This is a genomic window from Caulobacter sp. ALps2, assembly GCF_058681635.1.
Genome location: NZ_CM178743.1, coordinates 3069273 through 3085280, shown reverse-complemented (window position 1 = coordinate 3085280; position 16008 = coordinate 3069273). Strand labels below are relative to the sequence as shown.

General features: G+C 67.7%; 13 protein-coding genes. 6 read left to right on the top strand and 7 right to left on the bottom strand.

Features of this window, described 5'->3' with window-relative positions:
* Nucleotides 1-35: 35 nt before the first annotated feature.
* Nucleotides 36-1259 (bottom strand): acyl-CoA dehydrogenase family protein, encoded by a 1224-nt coding sequence (locus tag ACW173_RS14635; protein WP_492080725.1) that lies wholly within the window; start codon nt 1257-1259, stop codon nt 36-38.
* 15 nt (nt 1260-1274) lie between these two features.
* A complete protein-coding gene (locus ACW173_RS14630; RefSeq protein WP_492080724.1) occupies nt 1275-2390 on the bottom strand; it encodes an acyl-CoA dehydrogenase family protein in 1116 nt (371 codons plus the stop codon).
* A 144-nt stretch (nt 2391-2534) separates the two neighbouring features.
* Here ACW173_RS14630 and ACW173_RS14625 point away from each other — a divergent pair, with 144 nt between their 5' ends.
* On the top strand, nt 2535-3089 hold the full coding sequence (locus tag ACW173_RS14625) for a hypothetical protein (RefSeq protein ID WP_492080723.1): 555 nt from the start codon (nt 2535-2537) through the stop codon (nt 3087-3089).
* Here the strand turns inward: ACW173_RS14625 and ACW173_RS14620 are convergent, their stop codons facing one another.
* Together ACW173_RS14620 and ACW173_RS14615 are read right to left on the bottom strand one after the other, a co-directional pair.
* Nucleotides 3090-3740, bottom strand: coding sequence for an OmpW/AlkL family protein (locus ACW173_RS14620; RefSeq protein ID WP_492080722.1), 651 nt, complete (start codon nt 3738-3740; stop codon nt 3090-3092).
* 104 nt (nt 3741-3844) lie between these two features.
* Nucleotides 3845-4717 (bottom strand): CPBP family intramembrane glutamic endopeptidase, encoded by an 873-nt coding sequence (locus ACW173_RS14615; protein WP_492080721.1) that lies wholly within the window; start codon nt 4715-4717, stop codon nt 3845-3847.
* A 104-nt stretch (nt 4718-4821) separates the two neighbouring features.
* Here ACW173_RS14615 and pepN point away from each other — a divergent pair, with 104 nt between their 5' ends.
* From pepN to ACW173_RS14600, 3 genes are all read left to right on the top strand, one after another.
* Nucleotides 4822-7413, top strand: coding sequence for an aminopeptidase N (gene pepN / locus ACW173_RS14610; protein ID WP_492080720.1), 2592 nt, complete (start codon nt 4822-4824; stop codon nt 7411-7413).
* 225 nt (nt 7414-7638) lie between these two features.
* Nucleotides 7639-10170, top strand: a complete 2532-nt coding sequence (gene pleC, locus ACW173_RS14605) for a cell cycle histidine kinase PleC (protein WP_492080719.1) — start codon at nt 7639-7641, stop codon at nt 10168-10170.
* 406 nt (nt 10171-10576) lie between these two features.
* Nucleotides 10577-10924, top strand: a complete 348-nt coding sequence (locus tag ACW173_RS14600) for a UrcA family protein (protein ID WP_492080718.1) — start codon at nt 10577-10579, stop codon at nt 10922-10924.
* A gap of 5 nt (nt 10925-10929) precedes the next feature.
* Here the strand turns inward: ACW173_RS14600 and ACW173_RS14595 are convergent, their stop codons facing one another.
* From ACW173_RS14595 to ACW173_RS14585, 3 genes are read right to left on the bottom strand one after another with little or no spacing between them, the layout of a single operon-like run.
* The gene (locus tag ACW173_RS14595; protein ID WP_492080717.1) at nt 10930-11376 is read right to left on the bottom strand and encodes an NUDIX domain-containing protein; all 447 of its coding nucleotides are present in this window, start codon (nt 11374-11376) and stop codon (nt 10930-10932) included.
* A gap of 8 nt (nt 11377-11384) precedes the next feature.
* Nucleotides 11385-12413, bottom strand: a complete 1029-nt coding sequence (locus ACW173_RS14590; RefSeq protein WP_492080716.1) for a phospholipase C/P1 nuclease family protein — start codon at nt 12411-12413, stop codon at nt 11385-11387.
* A 16-nt stretch (nt 12414-12429) separates the two neighbouring features.
* Nucleotides 12430-13017, bottom strand: a complete 588-nt coding sequence (locus ACW173_RS14585) for a glutathione S-transferase family protein (RefSeq protein ID WP_492080715.1) — start codon at nt 13015-13017, stop codon at nt 12430-12432.
* Nucleotides 13018-13216: 199 nt separating this feature from the next.
* Between ACW173_RS14585 and ACW173_RS14580 the strand changes: the two genes are divergently transcribed.
* Both ACW173_RS14580 and ACW173_RS14575 read left to right on the top strand, forming a co-directional pair.
* Nucleotides 13217-13732: a 3D domain-containing protein gene (locus tag ACW173_RS14580; RefSeq protein ID WP_492080714.1), complete on the top strand. Its 516-nt coding sequence runs from the start codon at nt 13217-13219 to the stop codon at nt 13730-13732.
* 91 nt (nt 13733-13823) lie between these two features.
* On the top strand, nt 13824-16007 hold the full coding sequence (locus ACW173_RS14575) for an acylase (RefSeq protein ID WP_492080713.1): 2184 nt from the start codon (nt 13824-13826) through the stop codon (nt 16005-16007).
* Nucleotide 16008 lies beyond the last annotated feature (1 nt).

The following is a 16008-nucleotide window of genomic DNA, read 5'->3' as shown; positions in this document are numbered from 1 at the left end:
GTTTCATAGCGAAGCTAGACGAAGATTCGACGAAGTCACCGGCCGGTCGGCATGTCCTTGAACGGCACGTCCTTGTCGACCCGCACGTCGCCTGGCAATCCGAGCACGCGTTCGGCGATGATACTCTTGAGGATTTCGTCCGTGCCGCCGGCGATGCGCAGCCCCGGCGCCCACATCAGGCTCTGCTGGAACGCCGCCTCGGCCGGCGCTTGGTCGGGATCGACGAGGATCCCATACTGGTCCTCCATCTCGACGGCCGTGTTGGCCAACTCCTGCAGCTGGTTGGCCGAGATGATCTTGCCGATCGAGCTTTCCGGTCCCGGCGTCTGGCCGCGCGACAGGGCGGTCATGGTGCGGAAGCGGGTGAACTTCAGCCCCTCGGACTGCACGTACCAGTCGGCCAGTTTCTCGCGGAACGCCTGATCCTTCAGCGCCGGCCCCGTGACTCCCGACAGCTGGCGGGCCAGCTTCATGATCTCGCGATAGTTCGGGCCGGCCGAGCCGCCGACCGCCAGGCGCTCGTTCATCAGGGTGACCAGGGCCACCTTCCAGCCCTCGCCGACGTCGCCCAGGCGCTGGCTGTCCTTGACCCGCAAGTCGGTGAAATAGACCTCGTTGAACTCGCGACCGCCCGACATCTGGTGGATCGGCCGGCACTCGACGGCGGCGTCGCGCATGTCGATCCAGAACATGGTCAGGCCCTTGTGCTTGGGCACGTCGGGGTCCGTCCGCGTCAGCAGGATGCCGTAGTCGCAATAGTGGGCGCCGGTGGTCCAGACCTTCTGGCCGTTGATCACCCACTCGTCGCCATCCTTCACCGCGCGGGTGCGCAGCGCCGCGACGTCCGAGCCGCCGGCCGGTTCGGAGAACAGCTGGCACCAGATCTCCTCGCCCTTCACGGCGGGCGAGACGAAGCGTTTCTTGGTGTCGCCATCCGAGAACGCCATGACCGTGGGCACGCACATGCCCAGGCCGATCGTGAAGTAGCCATAGCCTAGCCCGGCCTTGCCCTCTTCCTGGCCGAAGATCACCGACTGGATCGGCGTGCCGCCGCCTCCGCCAATGGCCGCGGGCCAGGTGATGCAGGCATAGCCGGCGGCGGCCTTGGTCGCCTGCCAGTCCTTGGCGGCCGCCATGTGCTCGGGCGTGTTCGGTTTCAGCTCGCCGAACTTGGCGCGGTGCGCGGCGGCGTTCTCGGCCAGCCAGGCGCGGGCCTTTTCGCGGTAGGCGGCTTCTTCGGGGGAGTCGTTGAAATCCATGGTCCTCGCGCTCCCTTAAGCCGCGTTCTTCTGTTCGAGCTGGCTGACCAGCCGCTCCTTCCAGACCTTGGGCGCGCCGGCGACCAGGCTGAGCTGCCGCGAACGGCGATAGTAGAGGTGGCAGTCGACATCCCAGGTGAAGCCCATGCCGCCATGGACCTGGATGCTTTCCTTGCTGGCGAACCAAAAGGCTTCCGACGCCGCGATCCGCGCCGCCGAGGCCGCGATCGGCAGCTCCGGCGCGTCATCGTTCAGGGCCCAGGCGCCGTAATAGGCGTTGGAGCGAGCGACCTCGTTCTTGACGTACATGTCGGCCAACTTGTGCTTGATCGCCTGGTAGCCGGCGATGACCCGACCAAACGCATAGCGCCCCAGGGCGTACTCCTTGGCCATCTCCAGGCAGCGATCAGCGCCGCCCAGTTGCTCGAAGGCCAGCAGCACGGCCGCGCGATCCAGGATCGCCTGGACGACCTCGAAGCCCGCGCCGGCCTCCCCCACCCGCTCGGCGATCGCGCCGTCGAAGGTCAGCTTGGCCACGCCTCGCGTGGGATCCAGGCTCTTCAGCGTCTCGCGCTTGACGCCGGCCTGCTTGAGGTCGACCAGGAACAGGCCCGGACGGCCGCCCTCGCTGGCCAGCACAAGCGCCGTGTCGGCGACGTCGCCGTCGGTGACCGGGATCTTGGTCCCAGAGAGCTTGCCGCCCTCGACCCGGCTTTGCAGCGTGTTGGGGCCGACCACGCCCGGACCTTCCGAGGTCGCCAGGCAGCCGATCAGTTCGCCAGCGGCGATGCGCGGCAGGATCGCGGCTTTCTGGCCATCGGTCCCATGGGCCAGGATCCCCTCGGCCAGGAAATAGACGGTGGAGGCGAACGGGATCGGCGCGACGGCGCGGCCCAGCTCCTCGGCGATGGCGCACAGCTCGATGCGACCCAGGCCCAGGCCGCCGTGCTCCTCGGGGATCGAGGCGCCCAGCCAGCCCTGCTCGGCCACGCCCCTCCAGAGCTTCTCGTCGAACGAGCGGTCGGCACTGTCCAGCACGCCCCGCACGACGGCGACGTCGCAGTGGGCGGCGAGGAACTTGCGCGCCTCGTCCTTCAGGAACTTCTGGTCGTCGGAATAGTCGAAATCCACTGGAGCCTCCCTGGACCACGCTCTTTGGCGGGTCTTGGCGCTCACACTGGACGACGTTCACGCGAAGGGAAAGATTGACCCGGCGTCAAGAATTTCAGGTTCTTATGGCGACCTTCTACGCATCATGGGACGTTACCCCACGGCATGGCCAAGACCGTCTTCCAGAAGAACCAGAGGGTGTGGGTCGAGAGCGTCGGCTGCTGGGCGACGGTCGACAAGATCGTGCCCATCTGGGCCAAGGGCTTCGACGAGCCGGTGCGGGTCACCTACGACGTCGGCCTGGGCCGCGAGTTCCTGGCTCACGAGCTGAAGGCGGAGGACAAGGTCGATCCGCAGGAAGGCGGCCTAGCCTCCAACTGGCGCATCCTCCGGGCTCGCAACAAGTGGCAGCAGGAGGGCGACTGCGCCCACCACCCTTATCCGGGCACCTATCCCGTGGTGGTCACCGACGCCCAGGACTGGGGCGGCTGGCGCACGCCGGGCGCGGAGTACGACCGCGACCCGCACAAGATGGAATACCAGGCCCGCCTGATCGCCAGCGCCCCGCGTCTGCACGCCATCGCCCGCGAACTGCTGACCCTGGTCGCCGACAATCCCGAGGACGCGCCCCCGGCCCTGACCGGCTTGGCCCAGAAGATCGTGGCGGTCGAGCGCTACCTGCAGGAAGCGCCCGCCGCCGGACCGGCCTCGACCGAGTAGCTAGAACCGCCGGCCGAAGCCGACCGACACGACCAGCGGGTCCAATTTGACCTTGGACTTCAATGCGCCGCCGTTGATCTTGGCGTCGGTGTCGAACCACACCTTCTTGACGTCCAGGTTCAGGCTGTAGACGGCGTTGATCGGGATGTCCGCGCCGGCTTGCAGGGCGTAGCCGAAGCCGTTGTCCAGATCGACGGTGAAGCCGTTCTTGTCCTTGCCGCTGTAGAACAGCATGTAGTTCAGCCCCGCTCCGACATAGGGGCTGAAGCGCGCGCCCGGCAGCGGGTGGTATTGCAGCGACACGACCGGCGGCAGGACCCAGGCCTTGTGGACCGCGACGTCAGTCCCCGCGCCGACGGCCTTGACCGTGTGCTGCGTCGTGCCGGCGATCACCTCGACGGCCAGCTTGTCGGTCAGGAAATAGCTGAGCCCGATCGTCGGCTTGATGTCGTCCTTGACGTCGGCCTTCAGGCCCGTCGCCGCGCCGGCGGCCGTCAGGATCGGATCGCCCGCGTCCGGCGCGACGTCCGTGACGCGGACATTCAGGACGATGTCGCCCTTGGCCTTGGGCGTCACGGGCTCGGCCGCCAAGACGGGCGTCGCGCCCAGGCCGGCCGCCACGGTCAGAGCCAGGAAGAGTTTGGTGGTCATCGGTATCCCCTTTCGACCTCGTTGTGTCGGAAGGGGGTTTGCGCCCGTGTTCAGTCGGGTTCGTTGACCCGGCTCAAGAAAAGACCACAAAAGGATTGCGGTTATTACGTAGCCGGGTCCGGCTTGGCCTTGAAGTTACCCTTCTTCCAGGCCCACCACAGCACCACGATCGCCATGCTCGTCCCAACCACGATACAGGGCAGCGAGGCTTCGGGGCCGAAGGCGCCGCCACTCAGGAACTCCGGTGCGCCAGGCTTCGGCCCTGAGATGAGCAAGCTGGGCGTCCGCGGCGTTCCCGAGACCGGCGCGCCCCACAGCCAGCCTTGGGTGAAGTTCCATGCGGCATGGACGCCGATCGACACCCAGAGGCGTCCCGTCAGCATGTAAAACGCCGCCAACATCAGCCCAGCCTCCACCGCGATAGCGACGGCGGCGATGGGCGTGGCGTTGGGATTGCCCATATGCACCGCCCCGAACAACGCGGCCTGCAGCACCAGTGACGGCCAGGCCCCGAAGGCGCGCATCATCAGCCGCGCGATGATCGCCCGGAAAAGAAGTTCCTCGATGAAGCCCGACTCGATGGCGATCGTCGCCATGCGCCAGGGAGCACCGGCGTGCGGACCGCTGACCTCGTAGACGCCGATCAGGCAGAGCAAGCCGACAACCACGGCCATCATCGCCGTCCCGACGGCGCCGCCGGCGAGCAACTCCAGAGGCGCGGCGCTCAACTTCAACTCCGGCGGCCATTGCCCTTCGCACAGCCACACGATCGCCGCGTAGAGCCCGAAGAGGACGACGCAGACGGCCAGGACCCTCAGGGTGTCGAACGGAACTTCGTTCGGCAGGCCCTGGATAAGCGCGTAGCCGAAGCCGAACACGAAGGAGAGCAACAGCATCCAGCCGATGGCGCGCAGCCAGCGCAGCGGCCCCGGGTGCAAGAACCGCCCATGCCCGACTTCCAGTCCGCTCTCCGTCACCACACGCGCTTCCCCAGGCTGATCCGAGCCGCAACCAGCCAATAATTCGACCTTGACCGCAAGGTCCTCTCGCGGAGGCCGGCCGGCGGGACTAAGTAGAACGGATGCGCACAGACACGCCCCAGCCGATCCGCCTGGCGGACTATCGCCCGTTCCCGTTCGCCATCGAGACCACCCGGTTGATCTTCGAGCTGCACCCGTCCGCGACGCGGGTGAAGGCCGAACTCGCGGTCAGCCGGACCGGCGACAGGAACGAGCCGCTGGTCCTGGACGGCGAGCGGCTGAAGCTGATGTCGGTGGCCATCGACGGTCAGGCCCTGAGCGCCAACCAGTACACGGTCGATCCCGAACGCCTGATCCTCCACGAGGTCCCCGACCGGTTCGTCCTGACCACCGAGGTCGAGATCGATCCCTCGGCCAACAAGGCCCTGATGGGCCTCTACATGTCGGGCGGCCGCTTCTGCACCCAGTGCGAGGCAGAGGGCTTCCGCACCATCACCTACTTCCCCGACCGGCCGGACGTGCTGTCGCGCTACAGCGTGCGCATCGAGGCCGGCCGCAAGTTCCCGCACCTGCTCAGCAACGGCAATCTGGTGGGCAGCGGGCCTCTGCCGGACGACCGCTTCTTCGCCGAGTGGGAGGACCCCTTCCCCAAGCCCTGCTACCTGTTCGCCCTGGTGGCCGGCGATCTGGACGTGCTGACCGACAAGTTCGTCACCATGACCGGCCGCGAGGTCGCGCTGAAGGTGTTCGTCGACCCCGGCCAGGCCGCGCGCGCCGCCTACGCCCTGGACAGCCTGAAGCGGGCCATGAAGTGGGACGAGGAGGCGTTCGGCCGTGAGTACGATCTCGACCTGTTCATGATCGTGGCCGTGCGCGACTTCAACTTCGGGGCCATGGAGAACAAGGGGCTGAACATCTTCAACAGCTCCCTGCTGCTGGCCGACCCGCAGACCGCCACCGACATGGACTATGAGCGCATCGAGGCGGTCGTGGCCCACGAATACTTCCACAACTGGACCGGCAACCGCATCACCTGCCGCGACTGGTTCCAGCTGTGCCTGAAGGAAGGCTTCACGGTCTTCCGCGACCAGAGCTTCAGCGCCGACATGCGCGGCGCGGCCGTGCAGCGGATCAAGGACGTCCGGGCCCTGCGCGCGAGGCAGTTCGCCGAGGACGCCGGTCCGCTGGCCCACCCGGTGCGGCCCTCCAGCTATCTGAAGATCGACAACTTCTACACCGCGACGATCTACGAGAAGGGCTCGGAGATCATTCGTATGCTGAAGACCATCCTGGGCGCCGAGGCGTTCCGGAAGGGCAGCGACCTCTACTTCGAACGCCACGACGGTCAGGCGACCACGGTCGAGGCCTTCATCGCCTGCTTCGCCGAGGCCTCGGGCCGCGACCTGTCGACCTTCTTCGGCTGGTACGAGCAGGCCGGCACGCCGGCGGTGACGATCGACACCGCCTATGACGAAGCCGCCAAGGCCCTGACCCTGACTCTCACCCAGCGCACCGCCCCTACCCCGGGCCAGCCGACCAAGACGCCGTTGCCGATCCCGATCGCCATCGGCCTGCTCTCGGCCGACGGGGCGGTGCTGCGCGACACCGAGATCGTGCTGCTGGACAAGGAGACGATGAGCGTCCGTTGGGAGGGCGTGGAGAGCACGCCCGTCCTGTCGGCCCCGCGCGGCTTCTCGGCCCCGGTGAACCTGTCGACCGACGCGCGGCCGTCCGACCGCTACGTGCTGTTCGGCGCCGATCCGGACCTGTTCAACCGTTGGGAAGCCGGCCAGACCCTGGCCCGCGACCTGATCCTGGCCCGCGCCGCCGGAACGCCCGACGAGGTCGGCGAGGAGCGCTACGCCGAGGCGCTGGGCCAGGCCCTGGTCGACGACGCGGCCGAGCCGGCGTTCAAGGCGCTGCTGCTGGCCCTGCCGTCCGAGCCGGACCTGGCCGTGATGACCGAGCCCGCCGACCCGGCCGCCCTGCACGAGGCCCGCGAGCACCTGCGGACCCGGATCGCCGTCCACCTGGGCGACCTGCTGCGTCGCCTGCACGGCGAGATGCAGAGCGAAGGCGAGTTCTCCGACAGCGCCCAGGCCGCCGGCCGCCGCGCCCTGCGCAACGCCTGCGCCGACGCTTTGGCGGCCGACCCGCACGCCGACAACCTGATGCGCCTGGTCGGTCACTTCGACGCCGCGCGGAACATGACCGACATGATCGGCGGCCTCTATCCGCTGGTCGCCATCGGCGGCGTGGCCCGAGACAAGGCCTTGGCCAGCTTCCACTACGCGTGGAAAGGCGAGCCGCTGGTGCTGGACAAGTGGTTCTCGGTGCAGGGCCGCGACCCGAACGAGGACGCCCTGGAGCGGGTGATCGCCCTGACCCGGCACGCCGATTTCGAGCCCACCAATCCCAACCGCCTGCGGGCCCTGGTCTCGACCTTCGCCAACTTCAACCCGGCGCGGTTCCACGACCCCAGCGGCGCGGGCTATCGGTTCCTGGCCGACCAGGTCCTGGCCGTGGACGGCTTCAACCCGATGACCGCCGCGCGCCTGGTCGAGCCGCTGGGCAACTGGCGACGCTACAAGCCGGAGCTGGGCAAGCTGATGCGCGAGCAACTGGAGCGCGTCGCGGCCCATCCTGAGTTGTCGAAAAACGTGCTGGAGCTGGCGACCAAGGCGTTGGCCTAGAAGAGGATTTCACGAGTCGCGGCCTCTAGGGTTGCGACCAATGGGCCCACAAGCACGGAATCCGCCTTTCCGGCGGTGACGCGATCCCGGCGCGTACGGTAGATTCATCATCTTGGCGAAGTGACTCGCCGTGAGGCCTGTCTTCGACAGGCCTCGGCATCGATGGTGGAGCGCGCCCGCTGGCGCGCTCAGGGATGTTGGGAGCCGGGCGGTTTGGACAGGGGCATGGCTAGACACGGGGGGCCGGCGATTGCCGGACCAGCCGCGCCCGCGGCCGTGCGCGCCAAATCCGTCCAGGCCCCGTCCCAGGCCTTCGTGCGCGTGGCCATACTGGCCGCCCTGCTGCTGCTGGCCGTCTACACCGCCTTCGGCGTCAAGCGCCTGCAGGACGAGGCCTCCGCCCAGCCGGGCGGCGCGCCGCTGTCGGCCAAGGCCGGGCTGATCGCCGGCCGGGTCGACGCCAATCTCGCCGCCCAGCGCGCCGGCCTTTCGGCCGCCGCCGACCTGCTCAAGCGCGATCCCGGCGCGACCATGGACGCCGCCGAGACCGCCCTGCGCGCCGCCGGCGGCGAGGCCGCGGCCGTCGCCGTGGTCAGCCCCGCCGGCGTGGTCTCGATCGCCGGCCGCGACGACGGCGCCGACTGGAAATCCGCCGCCCAGGCCGCCGCCGCCTCGGGCCGCACCACCTGGATCGGTTCTGTCGGCGACACCGGCCGCCTGTATGTCGCCACCACCGCTGCGCTGGACAAGAGCCGCGCCTTCGTGATCGCCAGCGGCGACGCCACGCGGCTGCTCGAGGATCCGGAAAAGGGCGACAGCGGCGCCCTGGCCCTGCCCAGCGGCAAGCTGATCGCCGCTCGCGGCCGTGGCTCGCAAGGCGCGGCCACCCTGCGCGAAGCCTTCGCCCTTTCGCCCGAGGATCTGGGCGGCGGCCCCGTCGCCCTGCGTGGCCAAGCCATCGACGGCGCCGCCCTGGACCTTGCCGTCCGCCCGGTGGCCGAGGGCGCCCTGCTGGTGCTGGCCGCCTCGCCCACTCGCACCGTCGCCAACCTGGACCGCCAGGTGATGGAAGGCGTGTTCAACCTGATGGCCCCCCTGGCCGTCGGCATCGCCCTGGCCCTGCTGCTGATGGTCCAGAGCCGCAAGGCCGAGCGCGCCCACCGCGAATTCATCGACAGCGAGCAGCGCTTCCGCCTCGCCGTCGAGGCCGCCCGCTGCGGCATCTGGGAATGGGATCTCAACGCCGACCAGGTATTCCTGTCCGACGTCACGGGCGCGATGTTCGGCTGGGGCGGCGGCGGCGTCGTCTCGGGTCAGGACCTGCTGGAGCGCATCTCGATCGACCACCGCGAACGTGTCCGTCAGGCCCTCGCCAACGCGGCCATGTACGGCGCCTTCGACGTCTCGTTCCGCGTGCCCGCCGCCGAGCACGGCCAGCGCTCGCTCTGGATCGACGCCCGCGGCCAGGGTTTCGGCAAGCCGGGCGCCGACGGCTACGTCCGGATCATCGGCGTGGCTTTGGACGTCACCGAGGAGCGCATCGCCCAGGCCCGCGCTCAGGCCGCCGAGAACCGCCTGCGCGACGCCATCGAGAGCGTGTCGGAAGCCTTCGTCCTGTGGGACCGCCAGGGCCGGCTGCTGATGTGCAACCGCAACTACCGCAGCGTCTTCTCGCTGGAGCCCAAGCTGCTCAAGCCCGGCGCGGCCCGCGCCGAGGTCAACCGTTTCGCCGCCCTCGCCATCAAGCAGGACCACCCCGCCCCCGACGGCGCCAAGGGCGTGCGCGAGGCCGAGCTGATGGACGGCCGCTGGATCCAGATCAGCGAACGCCGCACGGCCGAAGGCGGCCTGGTCATGACCGCCGCCGACATCACGGCGATCAAGACCCAGGAAGAAGCCCGCCGCCTCAACGAGGAACAGCTTCAGAGCGCCATCACCGGCCTGGAGCGCAGCCAGGAACAGCTGGCCGAGCTGGCTCGCAAGTACGAGACCGAGAAGGTCAAGGCCGAGAGCGCCAACAAGGCCAAGAGCGAGTTCCTGGCCAACATGTCCCACGAGCTGCGGACGCCGCTGAACGCCATCAACGGCTTCTCCGAGATCATGATGAACGAGATGTTCGGCCAGCTCGGCGACAAGCGCTACAAGGGCTACAGCCAGGACATCCACTCGTCGGGCCAGCACCTGCTGGCGCTGATCAACGACATCCTCGACATGTCGAAGATCGAGGCCGGCAAGATGAACCTCAAGTTCGAGCCGATGCACCTGGAGGACGTGGCCGAGGACGCCGTCCGCCTGATCCGCAACCGCGCCGAAGCCGCCGGCCTGAAGCTGGCCATCGAGTTCCCGCATCTGCCCGAGATCGAGGCCGACTATCGCGCGGTGAAGCAGGTGCTGCTGAACCTGCTGTCGAACGCCATCAAGTTCACCCCGCGCGCCGGCAGCGTCATCATCCGCGCCGAGATCCGCCGCGACCCGTTCGCCGGCGACATGGTCAAGGTGTCGGTCACCGACACCGGCATCGGCATCGCCAAGGAAGACCTGGCGCGCCTGGCCAAGCCGTTCGAGCAGGTCGAGAGCCAGTTCTCCAAGACCACGCAAGGCACCGGCCTGGGCCTGGCCCTGACCAAGTCGCTGATCACCATGCACGACGGCGCGCTGGAGATGCACTCCCAGCCCGGCGAAGGCACCACGGTGAGCTTCACGCTCCCGGTCCGCCAGAGCGACCACAAGGCCACGCGAGATTTCGTGGCGGCCTAGCGGGCGACGTCATGGAGAGAGGGGATTGAGCGCGCTCAATCCTCGGAATTCGCGCGATCGAACCCCACGAAATCAACCACTTCTCACTTTTACGCGCCCCTGAATGATCCGCGTCGAAACCCGGCCCCATAATTTCCATCCCTCCCTCCGCCGCGAATGCGTCGGAGCGCTTCGACCTGTCTCGAGGAGAGAGCCATGTCCCGACATCGCAAGGACGCCAAGCTCGCGGCCGAACAAGGAAAGCCTCCGCCCCCTATTCTAAATTTTCTGAAATATTACTTGTAATTCATAGACTTAAATCGGCGTCATGAAGCACTCGTAACGCGTATTCGGCCAGCGCCAGGACTACACCCTCATTCAACGGATCGCCGCGGGCGGCCACTTTAAGATCAGAGGGACCCAAGTCATGAGCAAGATCGTCAACCGTATCGCCGTCGTCGCCGCCCTGGCCCTGGCCGCCACTCCGATCGTCGGCCTGACCGCCGCCCACGCCGGCGAGCGCGCCGAGCCGGTGGCCCGCATCGCCGTGGGCGACCTGCGCCTGTCGGACCCGACCGACGCCCGAGAGTTCAAGCGCCGCGCCGACCGGGCCGCCGCTCGCGTCTGCTCCGGCAAGGGTCTGCGCGGCCTGTCGGCCAAGGCCTGCCGCATGGACTTCGCCATCGACCTGAAGGACGCCATGACCGAGACGCAGGCCGCCGACCTGAAGATCGCCCAGCGCGCCGGCGCCAATATCGCTATCGCCGCGAACTAAAGGGCCTAGCCCCGACGCATCCAGGCCGCGACCGCCCAGGCATGGGCGTCGTGGCGGAGGGCCACCACCGCGTCACGCGGATCCAGCCACACCAGCTGGTGGTCGTCCTCGATCTTCAAGCCCGGTTTGTCGCCGGTGACCTTCACGACATAGATCCCGCCGTGGTTCAGGACGGGTTCGCCGTCGGACTTCAGAAAGTGCTGCGACACCGTCTCGATCAGGGATCCGGCCTCGACCTCCAGGCCGGTCTCCTCGCCGAATTCGCGAGCCACGGCTTCCGCTTCCGTCTCGTCGCCGTCCACCGCCCCGCCGGGCAGGTCGAAGTACGGCGCCTTGCCGGGCTTGGTGACCTGGGCCAGGGCGATCTTGCCCTGCCCGTTCTCGGCCACGCCGAAGGCGGCGCGGCGCTCTCTGTAGGTCAGCCCCTCGACGGGCTTTCCGAAAGCCAGCATTCCCAACCTTAGTCCTTGCCGTAGAGGTCGAACCACGGATCGGCCTTGCCGGCCTCGACGTCGGCCACGCTGATCTCGGGACGATAGCCGATCTTGCCGTTGGCGCTTTCACGCCACGCGTCGGTCACCAGGTCGCGCAGAGCCGTGGCCCCGGCCGCGATGCGGGCCTGGACGAAGGTCTTGGCGCGCGGGTCGGTCGCGACCATGCCGCCGGCCTTTTCCAGTTGGTACAGCGGCTCGGTCTGCTTCCAGGTCTCGGTCAGATAACCGACGACACGGGTCTCGATCGAGCACTCGCAAGCCTTGTAGGCCGGCACCAGGGCCTTGACCGACGCCTCGTCGCCAAGCGCCGCGGCCAGCGGTCCTTCGAACGCGCCGTGCGTCTGGCGCGAGTTGGTGTAGCCGTTCGGGTTCGGATAGTCGCCCCAGCCGTTGTAGTGCACCGACAGGTGCAGCGGCTGGCTGGCGTCGCCGACATAGTGGGCCCAGACGCCCAGGTCGCGCAGCAGCAGCGCCTCGCGGCGCTTCAGGTCGGCCTTGTAGTAGGCCAGCTTGGTGGCGTCCTTTTCGGTCTTCACGACCGCGCTCAGGATGCGCCAGTAGGTGAAGTCCTTCACCAGCTGCTGGTAGCCGTCGATGATCGCGTACGGCAGGTAGCCGGCCTTCCAGCTGTCGACGCCGGCGGCCTGCAGGGCTTTTTCGTAGTCCGCGCGGGTCGGCGGCAGGGTCGCCACCGTGAACATCGGACCGCCGAACATCTTCCCCTGGTCGTCGACGTCCAGGAAGTGGGCGCTGTCGCGGTCGGTGTCGTGAATCTTGCCCGAGCCCTTCCAGCGATCCGGCTCGCGGGCGTATTCGCCGATCGCGGCGACGCCTTCCGGCGTGCGCAGGAACGCCGGCACGTCCGACGGCAGACTCTTGGCGCCGACGACGCCCACCACGCGGTGGCCCGAGGCGCCCCAGGCGAGGGCCGAGGCGGCCGGCGCCGACAGGGCGGCGGCGAGGGTCAAGACTTTCAGGCTGGTCGACAGACGCAAGAGAGAGGCTCCGAGATCAGATAATGCCGAGCGCGGTCTCCATCCGCCCCACCCAGGCCTTCACGGCCGGATACTGCGAAAGGTCGAACCCGCCCTCGTGCGCCACGCGGGTGTAAGCCACCAGGGCGATGTCCGCCAGGGTGAGACGCTCACCGACCAGAAAGGGCGTTTGTTTCAGCTGTGTTTCCAGGCGCGCCAGGGCCGCGTCGCCGCGCTCGATCAGCCGGGTTTCCAGGCTCGCGCGCGCCTTGCCCAGATAGGCGATCTGGAAGCGGGCCACCGCTACATAGGGCTCGTGGCTGTATTGCTCCCAGAACAGCCACTCCAACATCTTGGCGCGGTGATAGGCGTCGGCCGGGATCAGCACCGATCCCTCGGCCAGACAAAGCATGATGGCGTTGGACTGCGACAGCGGCCGGCCGTCCTCCAGGATCACCATCGGCACCTGGCCGGCCGGGTTCAGCGCCATGAATTCCGGCGTCCGGCTCTCGGCCTTGAGGACGCTGGTCTCGATCCACTCGAACGGCAGATGCAGGCGTTCAGCCGTCCACCTCACCTTCAAGCAATTGCCCGAAATCGAGTCGCCGTAGATGCGCAAAGTCATGCCGGTTCCTTCTGTGAAGCTTCGAGATCGGAAAAAAGTGAGCCTTTGAGGCGAAGTTTCAACCTCCTGAATCGCCGCCCCTTTTTCGCTCACCGAGCGAGCTGGACCGCGGGTGTGACGACTCCCAGGGTTGTCACGCCTGCGTGATCGGGTTACCCAAACGCCGCCCGACAGATACGCCGATAAGAGGACACCCTCGATGCGACGCAAGCTCGCCGGAATTTTGGCCACCGCGGTCATCTCCGCACTCGCCATTCCCGCTCTCGCCAATGCCGCTGATTCTGCGTCCGCCACGGTTGCGAGACCGGACCCGCTGGGCGACCTGATCAGCACCGCCCTGGGCGGCGGCGCTCTGCCCGGCTCCGTCGAGTTCAAGATGCGGGCGACGATGTACCATGCCGGCGCCAAGGGCATCCGGGCGCTCGACTCGCTGGGTTGCAAGGTCGCGGCCATGCGCACCGTCGCGGTCGACCCCAAGGTGATCCCGCGCCGCACCGTGATCTTCATCAAGGAAACCGTCGGCCTGCCGATGCCTGACGGCGGCACGCACGACGGTTATTGGTACGCCTCCGACATCGGCGGGGCGATCAAGGGCCTGAAGCTGGATCTGTTCAGCGGCGTCGGCGCCGCCTCGATGAAGGCCCTGCGCGGCGTGGACCTGACCAGCCTGTCGGTCAGCAAGGTCGGCGAATTCAAGGGCTGCCCGCCGCTGTAGCACTTGCCTCCGCATGCGACGTGCGGACTGGCGTTGATCCCCGAACTCGGCTTGGATCCCCGCCTTCGGGGTAAGCGGTTTGGGGATGTTCATGCGAAATCTGTCCGTCAGCGTCATGGCCTTGGCCGTGGCCGCCGTCCTGACCGCCGCGCCCGCCCGCGCCGCTGACGACCTTCCCCGCCTGAAGGCCCGCGCCGCCGCCGTCTCGATCACCCGCGACGACTGGGGCATCGCCCACATCCACGGCAAGACCGACGCCGACGCGGTGTTCGGCATGGCCTACGCCCAGGCCGAGGACGACTTCAACCGCGTCGAGACCAACTTCATGACCTCGCTGGGCCGCACGGCTGAAGCCGAGGGCGAGAAGGCCATCTGGGCCGACCTGCGCCAGAAGCTGTTCATCGATCCGGCCGTGCTGAAGGCCGACTACGCCAAGAGCCCGGCCTGGCTGAAGGCGCTGATGAACGGCTGGGCCGACGGGCTGAACTTTTACCTGACGACGCATCCGGACGTGAAGCCGCGCGTCATCAGCGAGTTCGAGCCGTGGATGGCGCTCAGCTTCTCGGAAGGCAGCATCGGCGGCGACATCGAGCGCGTGGCCCTGACCCAGCTGGAGGCCTTCTACGGCCAGCGCCAACTGGCCATGACCGCCGACGAGAAAGGCCTGCTGTTCAAGGAGCCCACGGGCTCGAACGGCATGGCCATCGCGCCGAAGCTCACTCTGGAGGGCCACGCCCTGCTGCTGATAAACCCGCACACCAGCTTCTTCTTCCGCTCGGAGATGCAGGTCAGCAGCGACCAGGGCCTGAACGCCTACGGCGCCACGACCTGGGGCCAGTTTTTCATCTACCAGGGCTTCAACGCCAAGGCCGGCTGGATGCACACCTCCAGCGGCGTCGACGTGGTCGACGAGTTCGTCGAGACCATCGTCGAGAAGGACGGCCAGCGGTTTTACAAATACGGGTCCGAGTTGCGGCCGCTGAAGAGCGAGGTCATCGCCGTCCCCTATCGCGCCGCCGACGGCTCGATGGCCTCCAAGAAGTTCACCGTCTTCAAGACCCACCACGGCCCAATCGTCCGTGAAGCCGACGGCAAGTGGATCAGCATCGCCCTGATGAACAAGCCGGTCGCGGCGCTGGAGCAGTCGTTCCTGCGCACCAAGGCCACCGACCTCGCCAGCTTCATGAAGGTTGCTGAACTGAAGGCCAACTCGTCGAACAACACCCTGTTCGCCGACAGCAAGGGCGAGATCGCCTATCTGCACCCGCAGTTCATCCCGGTGCGCGACGACCGCTTCGACTATACCAAGCCGGTCGACGGTTCGGACCCGGCCACGGACTGGAAGGGCCTGCACGCCCTGAAGGACGCGCCGCACGTCGTGAACCCGCCGAACGGCTGGACCTTCAACACCAACAACTGGCCCTACACCGCCGCCGGCCCCTACAGCCCGAAGAAGGCCGACTATCCCAAATACATGGACACCTTCGGCGAGAACCCGCGCGGTCTCCATGCCGAGCTGGTGCTGAAGGACGCCAAGAACCTCACCCTGGGCGGCCTGATCGACAAGGCCTACGACCCGTATCTGACCGCCTTCGCCCGGCTGATCCCGACGCTGGAAGCGGCCTATGCCGCCACGCCGGATGGCGATCCGATGAAAGCCAAGGTCGCCGAGCAGGTCGCGGCGCTCAGCGCCTGGGACCGCAAGTGGTCGGCGCGCTCGACTCAGACCTCCCTGGCCGTGTTCTGGGGCGAAGCCATGTGGGCCAAGGCCGCGCCGGCCGCCAAGGCCCAAGGCCTCAACACCTATGATTACATGGCCGACAGGCTGACCGCCGCCGAGAAGCTGGCCGCCCTGGCCGAAGCCTCGGATCGCCTCACCGCCGACTTCGGCTCATGGAAGACGCCGTGGGGCGACATCAACCGCTTCCAGCGCAATGACGCCGCGATCGTCCAGACTTTCGACGATAAGAAGCCCAGCATCCCGGTGGCCTTCACCTCGGCCCAGTGGGGCTCGCTGGCCTCGTTCGGGGCCAAGCGGTGGCCGGGGACCAAGAAATACTACGGCACCCTGGGCAACAGCTTCGTGGCCGTCGTGCAGTTCGGCGACAAGGTCCGGGCCCGGGCCGTCTCGGCTGGCGGCGAAAGCGGCGACCCCGCCTCCCCGCACTTCAACGACCAGGCGGGGCGCTACGCGATTGGCAATCCGCGCGACGTGTACTTTTACGCCGAGGACCTGAAGCCGCACGCCGTGAAAACGTATCGGCCCGGGCAGTAGG

Excerpts from the sequence above, each read along its gene's own strand:
- ACW173_RS14635 (WP_492080725.1), bottom strand. The coding sequence starts at position 1,259 with ATGGATTTCAACGACTCCCCCGAAGAAGCCGCCTACCGCGAAAAGGCC.
- ACW173_RS14625 (WP_492080723.1), top strand. The coding sequence starts at position 2,535 with ATGGCCAAGACCGTCTTCCAGAAGAACCAGAGGGTGTGGGTCGAGAGC.
- ACW173_RS14620 (WP_492080722.1), bottom strand. The coding sequence starts at position 3,740 with ATGACCACCAAACTCTTCCTGGCTCTGACCGTGGCGGCCGGCCTGGGC.
- pepN (WP_492080720.1), top strand. The coding sequence starts at position 4,822 with ATGCGCACAGACACGCCCCAGCCGATCCGCCTGGCGGACTATCGCCCG.
- pleC (WP_492080719.1), top strand. The coding sequence starts at position 7,639 with ATGGCTAGACACGGGGGGCCGGCGATTGCCGGACCAGCCGCGCCCGCG.
- ACW173_RS14600 (WP_492080718.1), top strand. The coding sequence starts at position 10,577 with ATGAGCAAGATCGTCAACCGTATCGCCGTCGTCGCCGCCCTGGCCCTG.
- ACW173_RS14595 (WP_492080717.1), bottom strand. The coding sequence starts at position 11,376 with ATGCTGGCTTTCGGAAAGCCCGTCGAGGGGCTGACCTACAGAGAGCGC.
- ACW173_RS14585 (WP_492080715.1), bottom strand. The coding sequence starts at position 13,017 with ATGACTTTGCGCATCTACGGCGACTCGATTTCGGGCAATTGCTTGAAG.
- ACW173_RS14580 (WP_492080714.1), top strand. The coding sequence starts at position 13,217 with ATGCGACGCAAGCTCGCCGGAATTTTGGCCACCGCGGTCATCTCCGCA.
- ACW173_RS14575 (WP_492080713.1), top strand. The coding sequence starts at position 13,824 with ATGCGAAATCTGTCCGTCAGCGTCATGGCCTTGGCCGTGGCCGCCGTC.